Origin of the sequence: Azohydromonas australica DSM 1124 (genome assembly GCF_000430725.1) — a bacterium.
Lineage (GTDB): Bacteria > Pseudomonadota > Gammaproteobacteria > Burkholderiales > Burkholderiaceae_C > Azohydromonas > Azohydromonas australica.
The window spans coordinates 81,767-101,505 of record NZ_KE387206.1 but is presented as its reverse complement, the minus strand read 5'-3'; the positions used below and the strand labels follow the sequence as shown (position 1 = coordinate 101,505).

At 66.9% G+C, this 19,739-nt stretch carries 19 protein-coding genes and 1 pseudogene; 3 read left to right on the top strand and 17 right to left on the bottom strand.

What is annotated here, in order from left to right:
- Nucleotides 1–465: IS630 family transposase (locus H537_RS45615; RefSeq protein ID WP_211235088.1), on the top strand; the 465-nt coding region annotated here is incomplete at its 5' end.
- Nucleotides 466–622: 157 nt separating this feature from the next.
- Here H537_RS45615 and H537_RS56345 read toward each other — a convergent pair.
- The 17 genes and pseudogenes from H537_RS56345 to H537_RS0126200 all read right to left on the bottom strand — a co-directional run.
- Nucleotides 623–1,150 (bottom strand): annotated as a pseudogene (locus H537_RS56345) (ISAzo13-like element transposase-related protein); the annotation flags it as partial.
- Nucleotides 1,111–1,242, bottom strand: a complete 132-nt coding sequence (locus H537_RS56880) for a hypothetical protein (RefSeq protein WP_375136339.1) — start codon at nt 1,240–1,242, stop codon at nt 1,111–1,113. The pseudogene H537_RS56345 and the gene H537_RS56880, both read right to left, overlap by 40 nt.
- Before the next feature lie 50 nt (nt 1,243–1,292).
- Nucleotides 1,293–1,700 carry an ISAzo13-like element transposase-related protein gene (locus H537_RS56340; RefSeq protein ID WP_169517096.1) on the bottom strand — a complete coding sequence of 136 codons (408 nt, stop codon included), beginning with the start codon at nt 1,698–1,700 and terminating at the stop codon, nt 1,293–1,295.
- A 421-nt stretch (nt 1,701–2,121) separates the two neighbouring features.
- Complete coding sequence (locus tag H537_RS0126265) at nt 2,122–3,651, bottom strand: aldehyde dehydrogenase family protein (protein WP_238446802.1); 1,530 nt, start codon at nt 3,649–3,651, stop codon at nt 2,122–2,124.
- Nucleotides 3,648–5,444, bottom strand: coding sequence for a thiamine pyrophosphate-binding protein (locus H537_RS0126260; RefSeq protein ID WP_029000235.1), 1,797 nt, complete (start codon nt 5,442–5,444; stop codon nt 3,648–3,650). Before H537_RS0126260 ends, H537_RS0126265 begins: the two co-directional genes overlap by 4 nt.
- 43 nt (nt 5,445–5,487) lie before the next feature.
- Nucleotides 5,488–6,465 carry a Bug family tripartite tricarboxylate transporter substrate binding protein gene (locus tag H537_RS0126255; protein ID WP_029000234.1) on the bottom strand — a complete coding sequence of 326 codons (978 nt, stop codon included), beginning with the start codon at nt 6,463–6,465 and terminating at the stop codon, nt 5,488–5,490.
- A 312-nt stretch (nt 6,466–6,777) separates the two neighbouring features.
- Nucleotides 6,778–7,515, bottom strand: a complete 738-nt coding sequence (locus H537_RS0126250) for a maleate cis-trans isomerase family protein (protein WP_051243280.1) — start codon at nt 7,513–7,515, stop codon at nt 6,778–6,780.
- A 16-nt stretch (nt 7,516–7,531) separates the two neighbouring features.
- Nucleotides 7,532–8,533, bottom strand: a complete 1,002-nt coding sequence (locus tag H537_RS0126245) for a Bug family tripartite tricarboxylate transporter substrate binding protein (RefSeq protein ID WP_029000232.1) — start codon at nt 8,531–8,533, stop codon at nt 7,532–7,534.
- Nucleotides 8,534–8,600: 67 nt separating this feature from the next.
- Nucleotides 8,601–9,473, bottom strand: a complete 873-nt coding sequence (locus H537_RS0126240; RefSeq protein WP_029000231.1) for an amidohydrolase family protein — start codon at nt 9,471–9,473, stop codon at nt 8,601–8,603.
- 47 nt (nt 9,474–9,520) lie between these two features.
- Nucleotides 9,521–10,045, bottom strand: coding sequence for a cupin domain-containing protein (locus tag H537_RS0126235; RefSeq protein WP_029000230.1), 525 nt, complete (start codon nt 10,043–10,045; stop codon nt 9,521–9,523).
- Between the two features lie 31 nt (nt 10,046–10,076).
- On the bottom strand, nt 10,077–11,054 hold the full coding sequence (locus H537_RS0126230; protein ID WP_043460141.1) for a Bug family tripartite tricarboxylate transporter substrate binding protein: 978 nt from the start codon (nt 11,052–11,054) through the stop codon (nt 10,077–10,079).
- Nucleotides 11,055–11,314: 260 nt separating this feature from the next.
- Nucleotides 11,315–12,229 (bottom strand): LysR family transcriptional regulator, encoded by a 915-nt coding sequence (locus H537_RS0126225; RefSeq protein WP_029000228.1) that lies wholly within the window; start codon nt 12,227–12,229, stop codon nt 11,315–11,317.
- 130 nt (nt 12,230–12,359) lie between these two features.
- Nucleotides 12,360–12,887 (bottom strand): MarR family winged helix-turn-helix transcriptional regulator, encoded by a 528-nt coding sequence (locus H537_RS0126220; RefSeq protein ID WP_211235087.1) that lies wholly within the window; start codon nt 12,885–12,887, stop codon nt 12,360–12,362.
- An 11-nt stretch (nt 12,888–12,898) separates the two neighbouring features.
- Entirely contained in the window at nt 12,899–14,101 is a 1,203-nt protein-coding gene (locus H537_RS0126215; RefSeq protein WP_029000226.1) for a Gfo/Idh/MocA family protein, read from the bottom strand.
- Nucleotides 14,098–15,072, bottom strand: coding sequence for a PDR/VanB family oxidoreductase (locus H537_RS0126210; protein WP_029000225.1), 975 nt, complete (start codon nt 15,070–15,072; stop codon nt 14,098–14,100). Before H537_RS0126210 ends, H537_RS0126215 begins: the two co-directional genes overlap by 4 nt.
- A gap of 19 nt (nt 15,073–15,091) precedes the next feature.
- Nucleotides 15,092–15,955, bottom strand: coding sequence for a carboxylating nicotinate-nucleotide diphosphorylase (nadC, locus tag H537_RS0126205; protein ID WP_029000224.1), 864 nt, complete (start codon nt 15,953–15,955; stop codon nt 15,092–15,094).
- A gap of 96 nt (nt 15,956–16,051) precedes the next feature.
- Complete coding sequence (locus H537_RS0126200; RefSeq protein ID WP_029000223.1) at nt 16,052–16,990, bottom strand: LysR family transcriptional regulator; 939 nt, start codon at nt 16,988–16,990, stop codon at nt 16,052–16,054.
- Between the two features lie 111 nt (nt 16,991–17,101).
- Here H537_RS0126200 and H537_RS0126195 point away from each other — a divergent pair, with 111 nt between their 5' ends.
- Together H537_RS0126195 and H537_RS0126190 are read left to right on the top strand one after the other, a co-directional pair.
- Nucleotides 17,102–18,625: a CoA-acylating methylmalonate-semialdehyde dehydrogenase gene (locus H537_RS0126195; protein ID WP_029000222.1), complete on the top strand. Its 1,524-nt coding sequence runs from the start codon at nt 17,102–17,104 to the stop codon at nt 18,623–18,625.
- A gap of 154 nt (nt 18,626–18,779) precedes the next feature.
- Nucleotides 18,780–19,559: a hypothetical protein gene (locus tag H537_RS0126190; protein ID WP_156901950.1), complete on the top strand. Its 780-nt coding sequence runs from the start codon at nt 18,780–18,782 to the stop codon at nt 19,557–19,559.
- Nucleotides 19,560–19,739 lie beyond the last annotated feature (180 nt).

The following is a 19,739-nucleotide window of genomic DNA, read 5'->3' as shown; positions in this document are numbered from 1 at the left end:
TACCGAGCGTGGCAGCAGGATGCGGCGCTGGTGGCGCACTGGCGCGAGCACGAATACCCCAAGATCGCGTCACGGGCCAAGCGCGAGGGGGCGCTGGTGATGTTTGCCGACGAGTCAGGGATTCGGGCAGACCACCATGCGGGCACGACCTGGGCGCCCAAGGGCCAGACACCGGTGGTCGAGGCCACGGGCGCGCGATATGGCTTGAACATGCTCTCGGCCATCTCTGCCAAGGGTCACCTGCGCTTCATGACGATCGAAGGCCGGCTCAATGGAGAAACCTTCTGCGAGTTCCTGCGCCGGCTGATCACGGGCATGGACCGCAAGATCTTCCTGGTGGTGGACGGACACCCTGCACACACCTCCAAGCTGACCAAGCGCTTCGTCGAGGACAACGCCGAGCGGCTGGAGTTGTTCTTCCTGCCTGGGTACGCGCCGCAGCTCAATCCCGACGAGCTCGTCTAGGGTCACGTGAAGACCCGCGTGGCCAAAGCGACAGCGCGGACCAAGGACGAACTCAAGCGAACGGTCTACCGCACCTTGCATCGACTACAGAAGTTGCCTCGGGTGGTTGCGAGCTTCTTCCACGCACCGACCTGCCGCTACGCCTCAGCATGAGACTTTACTTGCGCCGATTTTGGTCATTGCCGCCGCGCACGAGATTGGCCTTGACGGTGAGCCCTGTGCTCGTCGTGGTGCCCTCGATGTAGGCGCACATCAGCTCGAACATGCGCAACGGCTTGCCCGCACATTTCATGCTGATGTGGCTGAAGATCCGGTGCTCGATTGGGTTCCACTTGGAGCAGCCGTTGGGGTAGTAGCACAACGTCACGTCGAGCCTGTATATCTCGCAGCTCTGCTCTTGAAGCTGCGCCTTCCACACGCGAGAGCGGCAGCTGTCGGGGCCGCCAACGTCGGCCAGGATGAGAAGCCGCCGAGCGTTAGGGAAGCTCTTGCGGCTCTGCTCGTACCACCAGTTGTCGATCGCTTCCACCGCAAAGCGTGGCGTGCTGAAGCAGTCGCCCACGCAAACATAGCCTTGATTGGTGTTGAGCGTGTAGACGTCGTAGGGAACGGCTTGACCGATGGCGTCCTGGGGATAGTTGTGCACTAGCACGCTCTCGGGCTCGCGGCACCAAGCCTGTCCGGCGTTCTTGAAGTTACGCGATGTGCTCCTATTTTCTTGTCCACGCTGATGATTGGCTCACCGGCGGCAAGGAACGGCTGCTTTTGCTGCTCGATGTGGCAGAACTGCTCGTCGCGCTGCTCAGGTGATGCCTGGCTTCCTTGCGTCAGGCGTTAACCTTGAGCGAATAGCCTAGCTTGCGCAGCAGCCGTGACACCGTGGTCGGGCATGCCGAGTGGCCGCCTTGCCGTAGCCGCGCGCTGATCTGACGCAGTGAGCTGCGCCTGAACTTGGTGCGGCGTTGCGGGTCGCCCGCCGTCTCGGACTCCAGTAGCCGCTCCAGGGCTTGCTCTATCTGCGGGTCATGGTCTTCGGTGAAGGGACGTCCGCCGCTTGCTCGCCCTACAAGGCGGTCCGCCAATTCGGCATCGAGCTCACTTCGCCCCCGCCGAATGGTCTTCTCACTGACGCCGGTGATCTTCGCCACCAGCCTCTCGCCCCCATGGCCGAGTTCCTGTGCCTGCTGCGCGGCGTACCAGCGACGCTGTTGTTCATCAAGCCGGCTCAGGAACAAGTTGACTCGCTGGTGCAAGGCGCACGTCGGACTGTCAGCCTGCGACAGGCATTCCGGGCGCTGGCATACATGCATGTAGGGTCGCATTGCGGCGCCTTCTCGACACACGAGACAATACCGGTATTACTACGCCTCTGCCCGATCCCGAGTCAACAGTGGAGCAGTAGATGTAGGACGGACCCATCTAGATGGGGCGCATCGGTAATTGAAAGCCAGCCAACGCGCTTGGCGCGTATGCAGCTGCGATGCTGAGCGGCGATGCCCGTACGGATAGAAGTTGGTTCGAGCTTGCAGCCGAACATCTCAAGGCTTCCAACCATCAATCAGACTGTCGCCACGGATTACATCCACCTCGATCGAAACGCGATCCTTGACAAGAAGGCCCTCATAGAAGGTTTGGCCCAACGTTGCGTTGGCAGGCTCAGCCCATCCACACATTGACGTTCTTTGTCTGTGTGAACTCGAACAGCTCGTCCTTGGACTCCTCGCGACCGAGCCCCGAGTTCTTGTAGCCGCCGAAGGGTGCGCCGGTGAAGTGCTGGGAGCAGTCGTTGATCCAGACGTAGCCGGCTTGCAGCGCCGCGGCCGTGCGGTGTGCTGTCAGGAGGTCTCGCGTCCACACGGACCCGGTGAGGCCGTACTCCACACCGTTGACGGCCTTGAGCATTTCGTTCTCGTCGTTCCACGTGAGTACCGACAGCACAGGACCGAAGATTTCCTCTCGGGCAATGGTGTGCCGCGACGTTACACCGGCAAAGACCGTAGGCTCAATGAAGAAGCCCTGGGCCAGGTGCGGCTGCGCTGGATGGCGGCCGCCACACACCAGCTCGGCGCCTTCGCGGCGTGCGCCGTCAATGAAGCCGAGCGTGCGCTCGTACTGGGCGCGGTTGATCAGGGCGCCCATCGTGGTGCGCAGATCGGTCGCGATGCCGGGGGTATGCCTGAGCTGCAATCGTTGCACGAGTGCCTGCACGAAGCGGTCGTGGATCGATGCATGCACGAACAGCCGGCTGGTGGAACCGCAGGACTGGCCGCACCAGGTGAAGTTCATGCCGCGCACGGCACCGTCGACCGCACGCTCGAAGTCGGCATCGGGAAACACGATCATCGCGTTTTTGCCACCGAGCTCCAGCAGCGAGCGCTTCATGGTGTCGGCGGCACCGCGCAACACCGCCTTGCCTGCACCCACGCTGCCAATGAGCGCCACGGCAGCCACATCCGGATGCCGCACGAGTGCAGCACCCGCCTCGCGGCCACCCGTCACGCAATTGAGCACGCCGGGTGGGAAGACTTCGTGCAGCAGCTCCATCAGGCGGATCGTGGACAGCGGCGCCTGCTCGGGCGGCTTGATGACCACCGTGTTGCCTGCCGCCAGCGGCGCGGCAATCTTGCCGGCGGCAAACATGAACGGATGGTTGAACGGGAAGATGCGGGCCACGACCCCGACCGGCTCACGCAGCGTGTAGTTAAGGGAGCCGTTGGCTGTCGGTATGGTTTCCCCCTTGATCTCGAGTACCAGGCCGGCGAAGTACTCCAGCTGTGTGGCAGCAATCTCGGCGTCGGCCAGCATCGCCTTCACAGGATTGCCGCAGTCAGCGGCGTCGATGAGAGCCAGGTCGCGGGCATGCGAACGGATACGGTGTGCGGCTTCGCGCAAGCAGCGGGCGCGCTCTAGCGGCGGTGTGCGTGCCCAGGACGCAAGAGTTTGGGCTGCGGCCCGCACGGCGGCGTCGACGGCGGCATCGTCGGCCTGCGTCACCTCGCCAAGCAGCTGCCCCGTGGACGGGTTGATGCTCTGCAGCGTCCGGCCCGCGTCCGAGTCGTGCCATTGGCCGCCCCAGTACAGGCCGCTGGAACGCGGCAACAGCTCGGGCACCAGTGCACTCAGATCCTGGCCTTCGGGGACCGTGGGTCGTGCAACGTCCATGTTGGTGATATCCGATGTAGTCATTGGCCGTCCTCCTGGGAGCGGGTCATGCCCGAGGACATGGAGGGGCTGTACCCCGGGGTGACATGCACGTCGAGCACGACACAGGCTCCAGAGCGCACTGCTGCCAACGCTTGCGCCATGGCGGCATCGAGCTCGTCCGGGCTTTCCACCGGGCCGATGCCGAGGAGTCCCTGGCCGCGGGCGATGGCTGCCAGGTCCGGTTCCGGGTCGGAGATGCGCTGTCCGATCCAGCGGTTCTCCACCGGGCGGTTGCGGTCTTTCGCGACACGTTCCTGATGCAGTTCGTCGTTGAAGAACGAGCGGTTGTTGCACACGACCGTCAACAGCGGAATGCCGGCGTTGGCCGCCGTCCAGAAGGCGCTCACGCCCATCATGTAGTCGCCATCGCCAATCACGGCCACAGGCAAGCGGTCGCTGCCTCGGAGCGCCAGGGCAGCACCCACCGCCATTCCGGGCCCGGAGCCGATGCCTCCGCCGCCGTCGTAGCCCAGGTAGTCCAGGGGGTCGTCAAAGTCCCACATGTCGCCGGACCAGCCCAGGGGGAGCCGAATCAGGCAGGGCTTGCAGCCTGCGGTGGCGCGCTTGAGGGCGTCGGCCATCATGCCGATGCTGATCGTGCCGTCGCCGGCTCGCACGGAGCCTCGTGCTTGGGGCAAGGGCGACGGGCGCTGGACGTTGCGCGGGCGGACTGCCTGGTTCAGCAGCCTGACGGTGGGCTCAGGCTCCGCGAGGAGGAACAGGTCCACGGGTGGCAGGCCCTGATGGTCCTGGCTCCATCCGTTGTGGCTGTAGTGGTCCACGGAAACCTGGATGACCCGGCTATGCACGGGCTGGCTGCCCCACGCCGCCTTGAGCGTGCCTCCCAGGTCCCACCAGTCCAGGCTCAGCACCACGTCAGCGTCGCGCAGCGCCGCCGACGAGGCGTCTGACATGAAGAACCCCGGCGGGGCCGCATGCAACTCGTGTGCGGTCGGGAAAGCCGCCCCCAGCTTAAGGTCCGTGAGCACCTTGGCCCCAAGAGCCTCCGCCAGCGCCACGCGCTCGTCCCAGGCCTGCTTGTCGCGCGAAACCCGCCCCATGAGGATGACGGGTCGCTCGGCCTGTATCAGCCATTGCGCGGCCTGCTCGATGAGCTCCTGGGCGGGGCGTGCCGGCGGCGGAGCCAGGTAACGTTGCGCGTCGGGCAGGTCGGGCACCGACGACAGCTTCGTTTCCTGCAGCGTTGCATCGAAGCACACGTAGACTGGCCCCTGCGGCGCGGTCGTGGCGATCTGGCGCGCCCTGAGCAGTGCCTCGTGCGAGGCGCCCACCGATGCGGGCTGTGCGTCCCACTTGATGAAGTGGCGCACCAGCGCGCCCTGGTCCTGCGCCGTGTGAAGCCAGTCGATCCACGGCCTGCGCTTGGCCGCGTCCACCGGACCGGTGGCTCCCAGCACGATGACGGGCACGCGATCGGCCCAGGCGTTGTAGATCGCCATGGACGCATGCATCAGCCCTACGTTGCTGTGCACGAATGCAGCCAGCGGGCGCCCGGCGACCTTGGCATACCCATGGGCGATGGCCACCGCATGCTCCTCATGCAGCACCACCAGCATCTGCGGGCGCTCATTGCCGAGGTGGTTCACCAGGCTGTCATGCAGGCCGCGGAAACTGGAGCCGGGGTTCAGGACCACGTAGGGAACGTCCAGCGCCCGGATCATGGCTGCGATTGAATCGCTGGCCCAGAGAGCGCCGCCTGGCGCGAAAGGTGACGGTACGTCCCGCCGCACGGCAGATTCGCGTTGGTTGCTCATGGTATGGTTCTTCGTGAGGGTGATCGAGTAGGGCAACGTGCCTTCAGTCAGCACGGATGCCGGCATCCTTGATGACCTTGCTCCAGCGGGTCAGGTCGGAGGCGACCAGCTTGGCCATCTCCGCCGGCGAACTGGTCAGTGGTTCAATGCCCTGCTCGGCCAGCTTCTCGACGACATCGGGCATGGCCATGACTTTGCGAACATCGCGGTTGATGCGCTCGATCATGTCGGCAGGGGTGCGTGCCGGAGCCACCAGGCCGAGCCAGATGTCACTTTCGTAGCCGGGCACGCCGGCTTCGGCAACCGTGGGCACGTCCGGCAGCGCACGCACGCGCTTGGTCCCCGCCACGGCCAGCGCCTTGAGCTTGCCGCTGCGCAAGTGCGGCAAAAGCGAGTTGATGGCGCCGAACAGCAAGTCAACCTGTCCGCCAATGAGGTCGGTGATGGCCGGTGCCGCCCCCTTGTACGGCACATGCACGATGTCCGTCTTGGTCATGGACTTGAAAAGCTCGGCCGAAAGGTGCTGAGGCGTCCCGACGCCGGAAGACGCATAGGACAGCCCGCCTGGCTTGCTCCGTGCCAGCGCAACGAGTTCCTGAACACTCTTGACGTCCAGCGTGGAGCGCACGACCAGCACGACAGGGACCGTGCCGAGCAACGAGACGGGATCCAGGTCCTTCTGCGGATTGATCGGCATCCTGGAGTACAGCGCCGCGTTCATCGACATCACGTTGTTCGCGGCGATCAGCAAGGTGCTGCCATCTGCAGCCGCCTTGGCAACGAACTCGGCCCCGATGTTGCCCGAGGCACCGGCCTTGTTTTCCACGATCACGGTCTGGCCCCAGAGATCCCCGAGCTTCTGGGCCAGCACGCGCGCCAGCACATCGTTGCTGCCTCCGGCCGTGAAAGGCACGACGATGCGAGCCTGCTTGGCGGAGCCGGTCTGCGCGAGAGCGGGTACGACAGTGGCCACTGCAGCTGTGCCCAAGGCAGCCAGGGCAAATCGGCGGGGTACGGACATCATGTCTCCAGCGGTGTTGGACAAGAAAGGCAACTTGGGTGTGACGAAAAGGGAGACTGGGCTTGCTCAACCATGCAGCGTGAGGACGGGCAGGCCGCGTGGTGCCGGCACTCTGGGCCCGTCTACCGTGCGGGTGCAACGACGCTGGGCCTTGGCTCGGCGGTGTGTCTAACGACCTTTCAGATCAGGGTTAGATCCCGCAGCAGGGTTTCACCCGGACACGCGATACCTGACGGCCAGGGCAGCCCAGGCGTTGCAGTGCACCGTTCATCGCCTGCGGATGAAGGGCCAAAGCGGCGCGGCAGCATGGACTCACTGGGACGCGGGGCGGGACAGCAAACTGCCGAAGCCCCGTACCCCACCAGCCATCCCGAGACTGCGCATGCAATGCCAGGCCACCGCCGTGTTGCTGGTGACGACTGGCCGTCCCAGGGAGTTTTCCAAAGGCCTGACCACTTCGGCCGTCCTGACCGTCGTGCAACTCAAGACGTAGGCGTCCGCCTCGGGATGGGCGTTGGCCAAGGCGAGCGACTGCCATGATTCAGGCGTAATGGCCATCATCTCGCGGCCGGTGCTGCAGCCCAGCCCGGTATTGCGCAGGACATCGAATCCTCTGAGCTTGAAGAAGGCCGCCTCGCGCTGGTTCACTGCATCCGTGTACGGCGACAGCATCACGATCCGACGGGCTTGCAGTGTCTGCAGTGCGGCGACCAGGGCCTGTGACGTTGCAACGGCGGGCAGTCCCGTGGCGGCTCCAATGCGCTCCAGGATGGAGGCTTCCAGTTCAGCGCTGTAGGTCGAGACAGCGGTGCAGTGAAACACGATGAGGTTGACGCCGGCGTCCGCGAGCAGCGCGGCAGCTGTCTCCACATCCCGCGCCATTCCCAGCAACGCCTCCTCGGAGCTGTCCACCAGTTTCAACCGTGTGACGGCCATGCCGATGTTCTCGGGCAGCATCGCCCGCAGTTGCGGCTCGGCGGCCTGATTCACGGAGGGCAGCAACAACCCCACCCGGCCACGTGAGCCGTAATCCAGCATCAGGGGTTTCATGGCACGCAATTCCGGCTCAATCCATCTTCAGCCCGAGGTCCCTGATCAGCGGAGCGTACTTGGCCGTTTCCTTGCGAATGGTCTCGTTCATTTCTTCGGGCGTGGTGCCGGCCATCTCGAAACCGAAGACCTTGAGCTGGTCCTTGATGTCCTGGCGCTTGACCACCTCGACCACATCCTTGTTGATCTTGTCGATGATGGGCCTGGGCGTGCCCGCAGGTGCCGACAGCGCATTCCACATCACGAGCTCGTACCCCTTGAGACCCGCTTCTGCCAGCGTCGGTACGTCCGGCAGTGCGGCCGAGCGCGTTGCTGCCGTCGTGGCCAGCGCTCGGACCTTTCCCGTCTTGATGTGCGGGACGTTCGCTGCAATCCCATCGAAGGCGACCTGGACGTCTCCCGAGAGCATGCCCTTGAGCACTTCCGAGGCGCCCCGGTACGGCACCTGCACCAGCTTGATGGCGGTCTGCCGGGTGAACAGCTCGCCCGCCAATTGCGTCGACGTCGTGCTCGACCCGTAGTTGATGCTGCCGGGGTTGGCCTTGGCCGCCGCCACCAAGTCAGCCACGGTCTTGAACGGTGTCCTGTCGGTGGCAGTGAGTACGAGCGATTGCCGGGCCACAATCGAGATGGACGCGAAGTCCTTCACCGGGTCATAGGGCAGACGCGAATAGAGCGCCGGATTCATGGTGTAGGTTGAGTCCAGCGGCATGAACAGCGTGTAGCCGTCGGGCACTGCACGGGCCACTTCCTGTGCTGCAATGAGGGTATTGGCGCCGCCCTTGTTGTCCACCACGACTGGTTGGCCCCATTTTTCGGCCAGGCGCTGTGCTATCGCACGCCCAAGGACGTCGGCTGGCCCACCTGGAGGGAAGGGGACGACGAGCCGGACTGCCTTCGCGGGGTAGTCGGCCGAAGGTTGCGCATGCGCCCCCGTGCCCAGTCCCATGACAGTGAGCACGGATAAGAGCAGCGCAGTGCGCCGGGCAACGCTGCCAAGCAGTGGGACGGTGGGCATGTGGTCTCCAGTCGGTGGGGTCAGCGGCCAGGTCCGCGCCTGGCGCGCTGCTGCTCGCCAAGGGGTGTCAGAACCCGTAAAGCACTTCCGGGTTGCGCACGAAGATCCGCTGGCGTTGCTGCTCGTCCGGCACCCAGGTCAGCATCTGGTCGAGCAGCTCCGTGGTATTGGGCATCTGTCCCTTGAACGAGACGTGGGGCCAGTCGCTCGCCCAGACCAGGCGGTCAGGGCGCGCCGCAAGCAGCGCCTGGACATAGGGCACCATGTCCTCATAGGGCGGGGGCAGGGCCGACATGCGGTAGCCGCAGGAGAGCTTGACCCAGCAGCGTCCCGTGTTCACCAGCCGCAGCAAGGCCTGGAAGCCGGGCTGCCCCAGGCCTTTGTCCGGCCGCAGCGATCCCATGTGGTCGATCACGACGTCGGTGGGCAGATCCCGCAGCGTCGACTCCATCTCCGCCAGCGGCGCACGTCCCTGGTCATCCATGACGTGCAGCTGCACATGCCAGCCCAGCCGCGCGATGCGACCGGCCAGCACGGGCATCTCGGCCAGCGGGACGGCGCCCGCGTGGCCGATGTTGTAGCGCACGCCGCGCACGCCGGCCTCGTGCATGCGGTCGAGCTCGGCATCCGGGACATCGGCGCGCAGCGCGGCGATGACCCGTGCAGGCCGCCCCATCTCGGCCACCGCATCGAGATGCCGCCGGTTGTCAGTGCCGTAGCCGCTGGGCTGCACCAGCACCAGTCGCTCCACGCCCAGGATGTCGTGCAGCTTGCGCAGCGACGCAGGCAAGGCCTCGGGCACGTCAAAAGAGCGCGTGGGTGCAACAGGATACTGGTCGAGCGGGCCGTACACGTGCACGTGGCAGTCTGCCGTCCCGGGCGGGCAGATCAGCTTGGGCTCACGGGGCGAGGCGTCAGGAGGCTGGCACAGTGGGATCATGGGTGGGGCCGCAAGGTGGATGGATATGGGATGGCGCGAGCAGCGACTTACTCGAAGATCCGGTTCTCGTGCAGGACCACCGGCACTTCCTTGTTCTTCTCGGAGTAGCCGTCGAACGGAGCGCCGTCGAGCCCAATGCGTGCCAGGACATCGCTGTCGGGGTCGATGTGCGCGCCGATGCGCAGCATCACCAGGGGCTCCATGTCCTCCTTGGCCTGGAACCAGTAGAAGGTGTTGGCCGGCAGCAGCACGCAATCGTTCTTGCCCACCTCGCGGGTCTCGTCGCGCGGACCGTGGAATACGGCGCCGCCTTGCAGGACGACGAAGACATGGTCCTCGTTGGAGTGGGCGTGGATCTCGTTCTCCCCGCCGCTGGCGTAGGTCTTGAGCACGACGTTCATGTGGCGCGACGCGCCCAGCACCTGGTTGGTACGGCCCTGCTTGGGCAGCTTGGCGCGGATGTGGAAGAAACTGGGCTGTCCCGGCCGGGACAGGCGCTGCATCTCGTCGCGCCATTCCGCGGCGCTGTTGACGATGGGTGCAAACGTCTGGGATTCCGTGGTGGTGCTCATGGGGCGATCCTTCGCAGTGGATGGAAAGGGGTCAGTCGATCTTGATGCCGGCTTCTTTGATGACCGGACGCCAGCGGGCGGCTTCCGACGTCATGAAGTTGCGCAGCCCTTGCGCTGAACTGGGGTCGGCCAGCAAACCGGCGCTCTGGAGCTTGTCCTGCACGTCCTTGGCCGCCAGCGCCTGCGTCAGCTCACGGTTGAGCTTGGCCACGATGCCAGCCGGCGTGCCCTTGGGTGCAAGCAGTGCCATCCATACGTCGATGTCCGGAACCTTGACACCGGCTTCGGTGAGCGTAGGCACGCTGGCCAGCGCCGGGATCGACTTGGAGCTCAGGCGGGCCAGCGGCCGCAGCGTGCCTTTCTCGATGTGCGGCAAGGCCGCGGTGATGCCGTCGATCGTGAACGTCACATCGTTGGACAGCAGGCCTTGCGTCGTGCCCGAGCTGCCCTTGTAGGGAACCGAAATCACGCCCTTGCCCAGCGTGCGCTTGAGAAGCTCTCCCGAGAGCTGCGTGGTGAAGGTGCCAAAGCCGTAGCTCACCTTGGCCGGCGCCGCCTTGGTTTGCGCCACCAGTTCCTGCATGGATTGGGGGCCTGCCTGGTTCGTCACCACCAACAAGGGCGACACGGCCACCTTGCCGACGGGCTCGAAGTCCTTGAAGGGGTCGTAGGGCAGCTTGGAGTAAAGGTACTGGTTCATCACCAGCGTGTTGTCCACCGCCATCAGCAGCGTGTAGCCGTCAGGCGGTGCCTTGGCAACGGCATCGGCCCCGATGATCGTGTTGCCACCGGGCTTGTTGTCCACGACGATTGTCTGCCGCATCGACTCACTCATGCGTTGCCCGACGACACGCGCCAGCAAGTCGGTAGGGCCACCCGCCGGGAAGGGTACAACCAGCCTGATCGGCTTGCTCGGATAGTCGCCAGCTGCCTGCGCCCGCGCATTGGCCGTAAGGCCGGCGCAGGACAGCGAAATGGCAAGCGCAACAAGGCCCTTGGTGGTGTGCATGGTGAAAATCTCCTGGCTCTGTGTCGGTGTCTGTGGACCGCTTGTCGCACGCACCGGGTTGTTGGGCTTGATTCTGGTCAGCCCATAGGGCGGACACAACGTGTCCGCGGCTATTCGCTGTATCGGAAAAACGAATGTCGCACTCGTTATCCCGTAAGTGCCAGCCCTATGGGGCGGCCGAGATCACACCGGCCACGTCGTGGCAGTGAAAGCAAAACAGGAGATTTGGTCGCCCGGGCAACGGTAGCCGCGTGCTGGGTTCAGAGGTCGCCCAGGCAGCGCTTGACGAGGGCACGCAGCCACTTGTTGGCCGCATCCTGGTCGTAGCGGCGATGCCAAACCTGGGTGACTGCCACCGTCGGGCTCTCGAAGGGCAGGGGATGAACTTCGATGGCTTCCTGGCGCTGGCACATCCGCGACAGGTCATTCGGGATGACTGCCATGAGCTCGGTTTGAGGAATGATGCTCAGCAAGCCCAGGTAGTTCGGCACCGTGAGGACGACATGGCGAGAAACGCCCAGCTCGGCCATCTTCATGTCGATCACTTCGTGGCTGCGGCCCTCGGTACGGATGGCGACATGGGGCGCGCTGGCGAAGGACGCTGCGGTGAGCCAGCCGTCTTCGAGATACGGGTTGTGGCGATTGACGATGCAGCTGAAGCCGCTATTGCGCAGCAGCCGCTGTTGGAAGACGCCGGCCTCGTTGATGTCCGGGAAGTACCCGACAGCCAAGTCAACAGTCCCGGATTCCAGTCCTTCCTCCATGCGCTCCGCGATGGGCGACATGGCGCGCAGTTTCGCGTTCGGCGCCTCTGCCTGCATGGCGTTGATGATCCTGGGCAGGTAGGCGGCCTGCGCCAGGTCGGTCATGCACAGCGTGAAGGTCTGGCTCGATTGCCGCGGGTCGAAGCTGTGCCGCTGGAATACCTCGGAGCGCGCGCGTGCCAAGATGTCCTGCACCGCGACGGCAATGCTCAGCGCCCGCGGCGTGGGCTCCATCGTGTTCTTCACCCGGATGAACATCGGGTCGTCGAAGGCCTTGCGCAGCTTGGCCAGCGCATTGCTCATCGAGGGCTGGCTGACGTTGAGGCGTTCACTGGCCTTGGATACGCTGCGGGTTTCAAGCAGTGCCTCGAATACGAGAAGCAGGTTCAGGTCTTCTTCGTAGAGGTTCATGGCTCATGCATGCGTGTGGGCCCAGCTCGCCGCCTGGAATCGAGCTGCGCAAAGGGTCTCGGTCACCACGCCAGGCCCGCCCTCCCGCGTCCACGGCCCTCGGCGGGTGGCCAGGTGGCCGCTTGGGGTATCAAGGTCCCGGGTTCCCTTCGTCCTGCGCCAGGTTCTCGATCATGGACAACAGGACCCGGCGCGCGGTGGCCACGTCGGCCTCGGGCACGCCGCGTGTCGCAATGGCGTTGACCTCCTCGGCCATGGGCACCAGCTGCCGCTTGAGCTTGCGTCCCTCGGGCGTGAGAAACACGTAGACGTTCTTGCGGTTGTCGGGCCGCTGCTCCAGGCGCACGTAGCCCAGCGCTTCCATGGCGCGCAGTGCCGTGAATGTCGTCGGCTCGGACACGCCCGCCTCGACGCTGAGCTCGCGCTTGGTCAGGCCATCGCGTTCCCAGAGGATGCGCAGGAAGGTCCAGTGCCCCAGCGCCACGTCATGGCGTGCCAGCCGCTGCTGCAGTGCGCGCAGGAACGAGCGCGTGGCGTCCTTGACCAGGTGCGCCATGCGGTCCTCGGGGACCGCTTCATGCCAATGGCGCAGGATCCGGCTGGCGGCTTCGATCTCTCTGGAGGCTGGGGCTTTGGGCACGGCGGCGACAGTGGACATGGCGAAGTGGCTCATTCTCGCAAAGCCACCTGGCGGCTCAGTTCCACGTCGCGGCCTTCCCGTGCCGAAGTCAGCAGCGCCAGGCAGATCTCCAGCGTGGCGCGCGCCCAGGGCCCGTCGTGCAGCGGCCTGGCGCCATGCAGCACCGCGTCCACCAGCTCGTCAATCACCTCGAAGCGCGGCACGGCAGGTGCCGGCAGCTCGATGCGCTCGCGGCGGCTGTCGCCATAGACCCAGAGCGCATCGGGCATGGGGCGCAGGTCGCCATGCTCGCAGCTTACGATCACCGGCCCGAAGTGCTGGTGCGCTGGCGCAGCGGTGCCGGGCGCCGGAAGCTTCCAGGCCGGGCCGCCGTAGGTACCGGCAGCCTTGAGCCGCGCTTCGTCCTCGGCAGACGCCACGCTGGCGAGCCGGCGCCGGGCCTGGCCATAAGCCTGCGCGTCCTTGGGGCTGCCCATCTCCCCGGTCCAGCCGCACCACTCGTCGCTGTCGAAGCGGCCATAGCCGCTGTAGGTCAGGGACGCGAAGGCGCCGTCCTCGAACCACAGCAGCGCGGAGTAGGCCCCCTCGGTGGGCCGTGCCGGGTCCCACTGGCCCATCACGGCGCGCACCCGGGTAGCGCGGCTGCCTGCGAGCAGGCGCACCACGTCCACCTGGTGCGCCGCCTGGCTGAACACCACGCCGCCGCCGGCCTCGGTCTGCAGCTCTTCCGGCCGGCGCGGCCGGTAGAGGAAGTCGGTGTAGTTCAGCGCCTGGATCATGCGCACGCGACCGAGTCCACCAGCCTCGATCAGCTTGCGGGACATGAGGTAGGGCGTGTCGAAGCTGTGGCAATGGCCGACGATGAGGTGCACGCCGGCCGCGGCGCAGGCCTGGACCATGTCGTCGCACTCGGGCAGCGTGATGGCCATGGGTTTCTCGACCAGCACATGCTTGCCGTGGGCCGCGGCCATACGGGTATGCGCCGCATGGAACTGGTGCGGGCTGGCGATGTAGATGGCATCCACGCCGCCCTGCGCCGCCAGCGCTTCGATGTCCTCGAACACCGGAGCCTGGAAGTCCCGCGCGAACTGCTCGCGCGCGGCTTCGCGCGGATCGCAGGCCGCGGCCAGTTCAATGCGGGTGTCCGCCAGGAAGGTGGGCAGCATCAGCGAGAAGGCTCGCCCCAGGCCTGCAACCCCCAGGCGGAGCCTGCGCGTGGGCAGCGCGCTCACAGGTCAATCACCAGTTCAGTGCCTTTGGCCCGGGAGACACAGATCATGATCTGGCTCTCCATCTCCTCAGGCATCAGCACCATGTCGCGGTGGTCCGCCTCGCCGGAGACCAGCTTGGTGCGGCAGGTGCCGCACGTGCCGCTTTCGCAGGAGGAAGGCACGTTGCAGCCATGATCGCGCAGCACTGCGAGGATCGTTTTGCCCACGGGCACCTCGAAGTGCTGCCCGGTCTTGACCACCGTGACAGTGAAAGGCTTGTCGTCGGGACGCACGCCGCCGCCTTCGTTGAAGCTCTCGAAATGCACGTTCTTGCCCGACCAGTGTCCGGCCATGTCGCGTACCGAGTCCATCAGGCCGCGCGGACCGCAGCAGTAGACATGCGTGCCCGGGGTGGGGCGCTCCAGCACCGGCCACAGATCCAGCGAATTGTCCGGGTCGCCATGGTCGTGGTGGATCACGACCTTGCCCTTGTACTCCGGGGCGCTCAGGTCCTGCAGGAACGCCGTGGTCTCGGGCGAACGGCTGAGGTAGTAGAGCTTCCAAGGCGCCGGGGGCAGCTCGCCGAAGCTGCGGATCATGGACAGGATGGGCGTGATGCCGATGCCGCCGGCGATGAAGATGTAGCGCTTGGCGTCTTCAACCAGCGGGAAGGCGTTGTCCGGCAGCGAAGTCGGCAGCGTGTCGCCTTCCCTGGCCTCGTCGCACAGGCTCATGGAGCCGCCCTGGCCCTGCGCATCGCGCTTGACGGTGATGACGTAGCGGTGGCGCTCGGCCGGGTCATTGCACAGCGAGTACTTGCGCAGCAGCCCGTTGGGCACCTGCACCTTGACATGCGAGCCCGGGGTGAACGGCGGCAGCTCCGAGCCGTCGGGCTGCACCAGCTCGAAGCTGCGGATGCCGTCGGCGGCGTCGGTGATGCGGGCAATGCGCAGCGGCATCTGCGTGTCAGCGTGGGTCTGGATGACGGTCATGGTGGGGCCTCTGGTGGGTTCAGGCAGTGACGATGCGCATGGACAAGTCCACCGCGCGCACGTCCTTGGTGAGCTTGCCGCTGGAGATGCGGTCCACGCCGGTTGCGGCGATGCGGCGGATGGAGTCCAGGTCCACGCCGCCGGAGACCTCCAGCACCGCGCGCCCGGCGTTGAGCGCGCAGGCGCGCTCCATGTCCTCGAATGTGAAGTCGTCCAGCAGCACGTTCTTCGCGCCCGACTCCAGCGCCTGCTGCAGCTCGTCCAGGCTTTCCACCTCGATCTGCACGTCCACGCCGGCGTTCAGCGCGAAGGCGGCCTCCAGCGCGGGGCGGATGCCGCCGGCCGCGGCGATGTGGTTCTCCTTGATCAGGATGCCGTCCCACAGCGCCATGCGGTGGTTGTGGCCGCCGCCCACGCGCACAGCGTACTTCTGCGCCTGGCGCAGCCCGGGCAGCGTCTTGCGCGTGTCCAGCACCTTGCAGCCGCGCGGGTTGGGCGACAGGCCCTGGATGGCCTCCACGTACTGGCGCGTGACGGTGGCCACGGCCGAGAGCGTCTGCAGGAAGTTCAGCGCCGGGCGCTCGGCCGAGAGCTGCGCGCGGGCGTCGGCCTCGATGCGCACCAGCACCGTGCCGGCCTCGACGCGGTCGCCTTCCTGCACCGCCCAGGCCAGGCGCGCGTCGGGGTCCAGCGCGTGGAAGCAGGCATCGAACCAGGGACGGCCGGCGATCACGGCCGCCTCCTTCGCCACCACCTGGGCCTGCACGCAGCGGCCGGCAGGCACGAGCTGCGCCGTCCAGTCGCCGCGGCCGATGTCTTCCATCAGCGCATCGCGCACGTTGCGCGCCAGCGCCGCCTCCAGGGTCTCGTTGCTGTCGAACATGGTCTTCAAACGCTCGGGGGAGAAACCCGCCAGTGTCGCAGTTTCAAAAGCCGCCCTGCCCCGGGCGCGGCGTGGCGTGCGGCCACCGAAGCCGGCTCAGGCGCCCACGCCGCCGGCCAGCCGCTGCCGCAGATAGTCCACCAGGCACTGCACCGCGCGCGGCACCTGCGGCGCGTAGGGCCGCAGCGCGTAGAGGCGCTCGCCGAAGAAGCCCACGGGCCTCCAGTCCGGCAGCAGCGGCACCAGCGCGCCTTCGCGCAGCGCGGCGGCGCAGGAGAAGTCCGGCAGCAGCCCGATGCCCAGCCCGCCCAGCACCGCCTCGCGCAGCAGCTCGCTGTTGTTGGCCTTGAAGGGGCCGCCCACCGGCACGCTGACGCGCTCGGCGCGCTTGCGCGGCAGCGCCCGCTCGAAGTCCCAGCGCTGCGTGCCGCCGCCGCGCAGGTACGGCAGGCAGCGGTGCTGCGCCAGCTCGGAAGGGTGCGCGGGCGTGCCGTGCCGCGCCAGGTAGTCGCGGTGCGCCACCAGCCAGGTGCGCGTCTCGCACAGCACCCAGGCCACGTGCGTCTCGGGCGGCGCCTGGGTGTGGCGGATGGCGAGGTCGAAACCCTCCTGCGCCAGATTCACCAGACGGTCGCTCAGGTCCAGCTCCAGCCGGATCTCCGGGTACGCCACCAGGAAGCCGGGCAGCAGCGGTCCGATCACCTGCCGCCCCAGCGCCACGGGCGCACTCACGCGCACCAGGCCGCGCGGCTGCCCCACCAGGTCGCGCACGCCGCTGAAACCCTGCTCGATGCGGGCGAAGGCGCCCTCCACCTCGTCCACCAGCTGCTGCCCGGCCTCGGTCAGCGCCACCGAGCGCGAGCTGCGCCGCACCAGCGGCACGCCCGCGGCGCGCTCCAGCTCGCTAATGCGCATGCTCGCCGAGGCCTTGGAGATGCCCAGCCGCTTCGCCGCCTGGGTGTAGCTGCGCGTGGTGGCCAGCACGGTGAGCAAGTGCAGGTCGGCCAGGACGGGGGACAGCAGGCGTTCGCTCATGGCGGCGGTCGTTCAGATTGTTGAACGATGAGGTCAGCAAGCTGCGATTGTGGCCGCGGTGCCCGCTTCCTAGACTGGAGGGCTCCACACACACACCACGAGACAATCTCCATGGGCGCTTCCGAACGGCTTCAAGAACTCACCTCGGCCACCGTGGGCCACTGGATCGGCGGCCGGGCCGTCACCGAGGGCGCGCAGCGCCAGGACGTGTTCAACCCCGCCACCGGCGCCGTGGCGCGCCAGGTGCTGCTGGGCGGTGCCGACGAGGTTGCGGCGGCCGTGGCGGCGGCGAAGGCGGCGGCGCCGGCCTGGGCCGACACGCCCCCGCTGCGCCGTGCGCGCGTCCTCAACAAGTTCCTGGCGCTGATGAACGAGCACCGCGACACGCTGGCGGCGCTGATCACGGCCGAGCACGGCAAGGTGTTCAGCGACGCGCAGGGCGAGGTCACGCGCGGCATCGAGATCGTGGAGTTCGCCTGCGGCATCCCGCAGCTGCTCAAGGGCGACTTCAGCGACCAGGCCTCCACCGGCATCGACAACTGGACGCTGCGCCAGCCGCTGGGCGTGGTCGCCGGCATCACGCCCTTCAACTTCCCCGTCATGGTGCCATGCTGGATGTTCCCGGTGGCGCTGGCCTGCGGCAACCCGTTCATCCTCAAGCCCAGCGAGCGCGACCCTTCCGCGTCGCTCCTCATGGCCGACCTGCTGCGGCAGGCCGGGCTGCCCGACGGCGTGTTCAGCGTCGTGCAGGGCGGCAAGGCCGCGGTGGACGCGCTGCTGGAGCACCCGGACGTCAAGGCCGTGAGCTTCGTGGGCAGCACGCCCATCGCCCACTACATCTACGAGACCGGCGCGCGCCACGGCAAGCGCGTGCAGGCGCTGGGCGGCGCCAAGAACCACCTGGTGGTGATGCCCGATGCCGACCTGGACCAGGCGGTGGACGCGCTCATCGGCGCGGCCTACGGCTCCGCCGGCGAGCGCTGCATGGCGATCTCGGTGGCGATGCTGGTGGGTGACGTGGCGGACCGCATCGTTCCGAAGCTGGCCGAGCGCGCCAAGACGCTCAAGGTCAAGAACGGCATGGAGGCGGACGCCGAGATGGGCCCCATCGTCACGCGCCAGGCGCTGGAGCGCATCGAGGGTTTCATTGCCACGGGCGTGGAGGAAGGCGCGCAGCTCGTGGTGGACGGGCGCAACTTCAGCGTGCCGGGGCACGAGGGCGGCTTCTTCACCGGCGGCACGCTGTTCGACCACGTGACGCCCGAGATGCGCATCTACAAGGAAGAAATCTTCGGCCCGGTGCTGTCGTGCGTGCGGGTGAAGGATTTCGCGCAGGCCGTGGAGCTGGTGAACGCGCACGAGTTCGGCAACGGCGTGTCGTGCTTCACCAGCGACGGCAACGTGGCACGCGAGTTCGGCCGGCGCATCGAGGTCGGCATGGTGGGCATCAACGTGCCGATTCCCGTGCCCATGGCCTGGCAGGGCTTCGGCGGCTGGAAGAAGAGCCTGTTTGGCGACATGCACGCCTACGGCGAGGAAGGCGTGCGCTTCTACACGCGGCAGAAGTCGATCATGCAGCGCTGGCCCGCGAGCATCGGCAAGGGCGCGGAGTTCGTGATGCCGACGTCGAAGTGAGGTCTGCGCAACGCGCATGAGAGGCGGCTTCGGCCGCCTTTTTCATGGCGGCTTGCGGGCCGGCTGTAAAGCCTGATCTGCATCACGGCGCGCCCGGGCGCGGGCGCCATCATGGAATCGCCCCCGGCAAGAGAGATGTGAAAGGAGGGCGGTCATGGCTGTCACGATCACCAGATGGACCCCTGTGGCGGCCCTCGCGGCGCTGCTGGCGCTTCCAGGACCGGTGCCGATGGCGGCGCCGGTGCCCGTGGCGGTGCAGGAAGCCGCCTTCGTCCTGCCGGCCGACAGCGGCTACGGAATGGGCAACAACCGCCTCGGCGTGACCTTCCACGTCGCCGGTGCCGCGATGCCCCGGACCTCCCTCCTCGACGCCGGCCAAAGCTTCACCTTCCGCTTCGGATGGCTGGCGCTCTCCGAGGAGGGCAACAACAACGCCACCATCACGGACGCCGAGACGCGGCACCTGGGCGTGCAGGCCCTCTTCGACCTCGGCTTCGGCGCACCGCTGGCGGGCGAGCAGGTGCTGCTGGACGGCACGGCCACGGCGCGGCCGGGCCCGCTGCGCGATCCGGCGGTGGACTACGAACTCCACTGGGACGACGCGGTGCTGGACTTCGGCCGCGGCGGCCGCCTGGCCCTGTCGCTAGGGGACGTGTTCTTCACGGCCAATGACACGGCGCAGGACCAGTTCGCCACGGTGACGCTGCTGCAGGCCCCGCAGGTGCCGGACAACGGCCCCGGCGGCAGCCCCGTGGAAGAGCCCGACCTGCTGCCGCTGGCCCTGCTGGGGCTGGGCGCGGTGGGACTGGTGGGATGGTGGCACCGCAGGGCGGCGGGCCGGGCGGGAACGCTGCGGCCCCTTCCCACCGCAGCCCCGGCCGAGGACCGATTCCCCCGGATTCCGCGCATTCGCCGGCGGGCCACGGCCGGCTGAGGCCCGCGGCGCCCTGGTTGCGGAAGCCTGGTACGGATCCCACTTGGTTTTCGAACGCTGGAAGCCCGTTCGTGCTGACCCTTCGATACCTCAGGGCGAACGGAATACGGGTTTGAAAGATTCAGGGGACCCGTATGAGTTCTGCGCACCGCGGGCGCGCAAGCCCAATCAGCCTCGCCG

What these genes read in the sequence shown, in the direction of transcription:
- H537_RS0126265 (WP_238446802.1), bottom strand. Translation starts at nt 3,651, where the DNA reads ATGACTACATCGGATATCACCAACATGGACGTTGCACGACCCACGGTC.
- H537_RS0126260 (WP_029000235.1), bottom strand. Translation starts at nt 5,444, where the DNA reads ATGAGCAACCAACGCGAATCTGCCGTGCGGCGGGACGTACCGTCACCT.
- H537_RS0126255 (WP_029000234.1), bottom strand. Translation starts at nt 6,465, where the DNA reads ATGTCCGTACCCCGCCGATTTGCCCTGGCTGCCTTGGGCACAGCTGCA.
- H537_RS0126250 (WP_051243280.1), bottom strand. Translation starts at nt 7,515, where the DNA reads ATGAAACCCCTGATGCTGGATTACGGCTCACGTGGCCGGGTGGGGTTG.
- H537_RS0126245 (WP_029000232.1), bottom strand. Translation starts at nt 8,533, where the DNA reads ATGCCCACCGTCCCACTGCTTGGCAGCGTTGCCCGGCGCACTGCGCTG.
- H537_RS0126240 (WP_029000231.1), bottom strand. Translation starts at nt 9,473, where the DNA reads ATGATCCCACTGTGCCAGCCTCCTGACGCCTCGCCCCGTGAGCCCAAG.
- H537_RS0126235 (WP_029000230.1), bottom strand. Translation starts at nt 10,045, where the DNA reads ATGAGCACCACCACGGAATCCCAGACGTTTGCACCCATCGTCAACAGC.
- H537_RS0126230 (WP_043460141.1), bottom strand. Translation starts at nt 11,054, where the DNA reads ATGCACACCACCAAGGGCCTTGTTGCGCTTGCCATTTCGCTGTCCTGC.
- H537_RS0126225 (WP_029000228.1), bottom strand. Translation starts at nt 12,229, where the DNA reads ATGAACCTCTACGAAGAAGACCTGAACCTGCTTCTCGTATTCGAGGCA.
- H537_RS0126220 (WP_211235087.1), bottom strand. Translation starts at nt 12,887, where the DNA reads ATGTCCACTGTCGCCGCCGTGCCCAAAGCCCCAGCCTCCAGAGAGATC.
- H537_RS0126210 (WP_029000225.1), bottom strand. Translation starts at nt 15,072, where the DNA reads ATGACCGTCATCCAGACCCACGCTGACACGCAGATGCCGCTGCGCATT.
- nadC (WP_029000224.1), bottom strand. Translation starts at nt 15,955, where the DNA reads ATGTTCGACAGCAACGAGACCCTGGAGGCGGCGCTGGCGCGCAACGTG.
- H537_RS0126200 (WP_029000223.1), bottom strand. Translation starts at nt 16,990, where the DNA reads ATGAGCGAACGCCTGCTGTCCCCCGTCCTGGCCGACCTGCACTTGCTC.
- H537_RS0126195 (WP_029000222.1), top strand. Translation starts at nt 17,102, where the DNA reads ATGGGCGCTTCCGAACGGCTTCAAGAACTCACCTCGGCCACCGTGGGC.
- H537_RS0126190 (WP_156901950.1), top strand. Translation starts at nt 18,780, where the DNA reads ATGGCTGTCACGATCACCAGATGGACCCCTGTGGCGGCCCTCGCGGCG.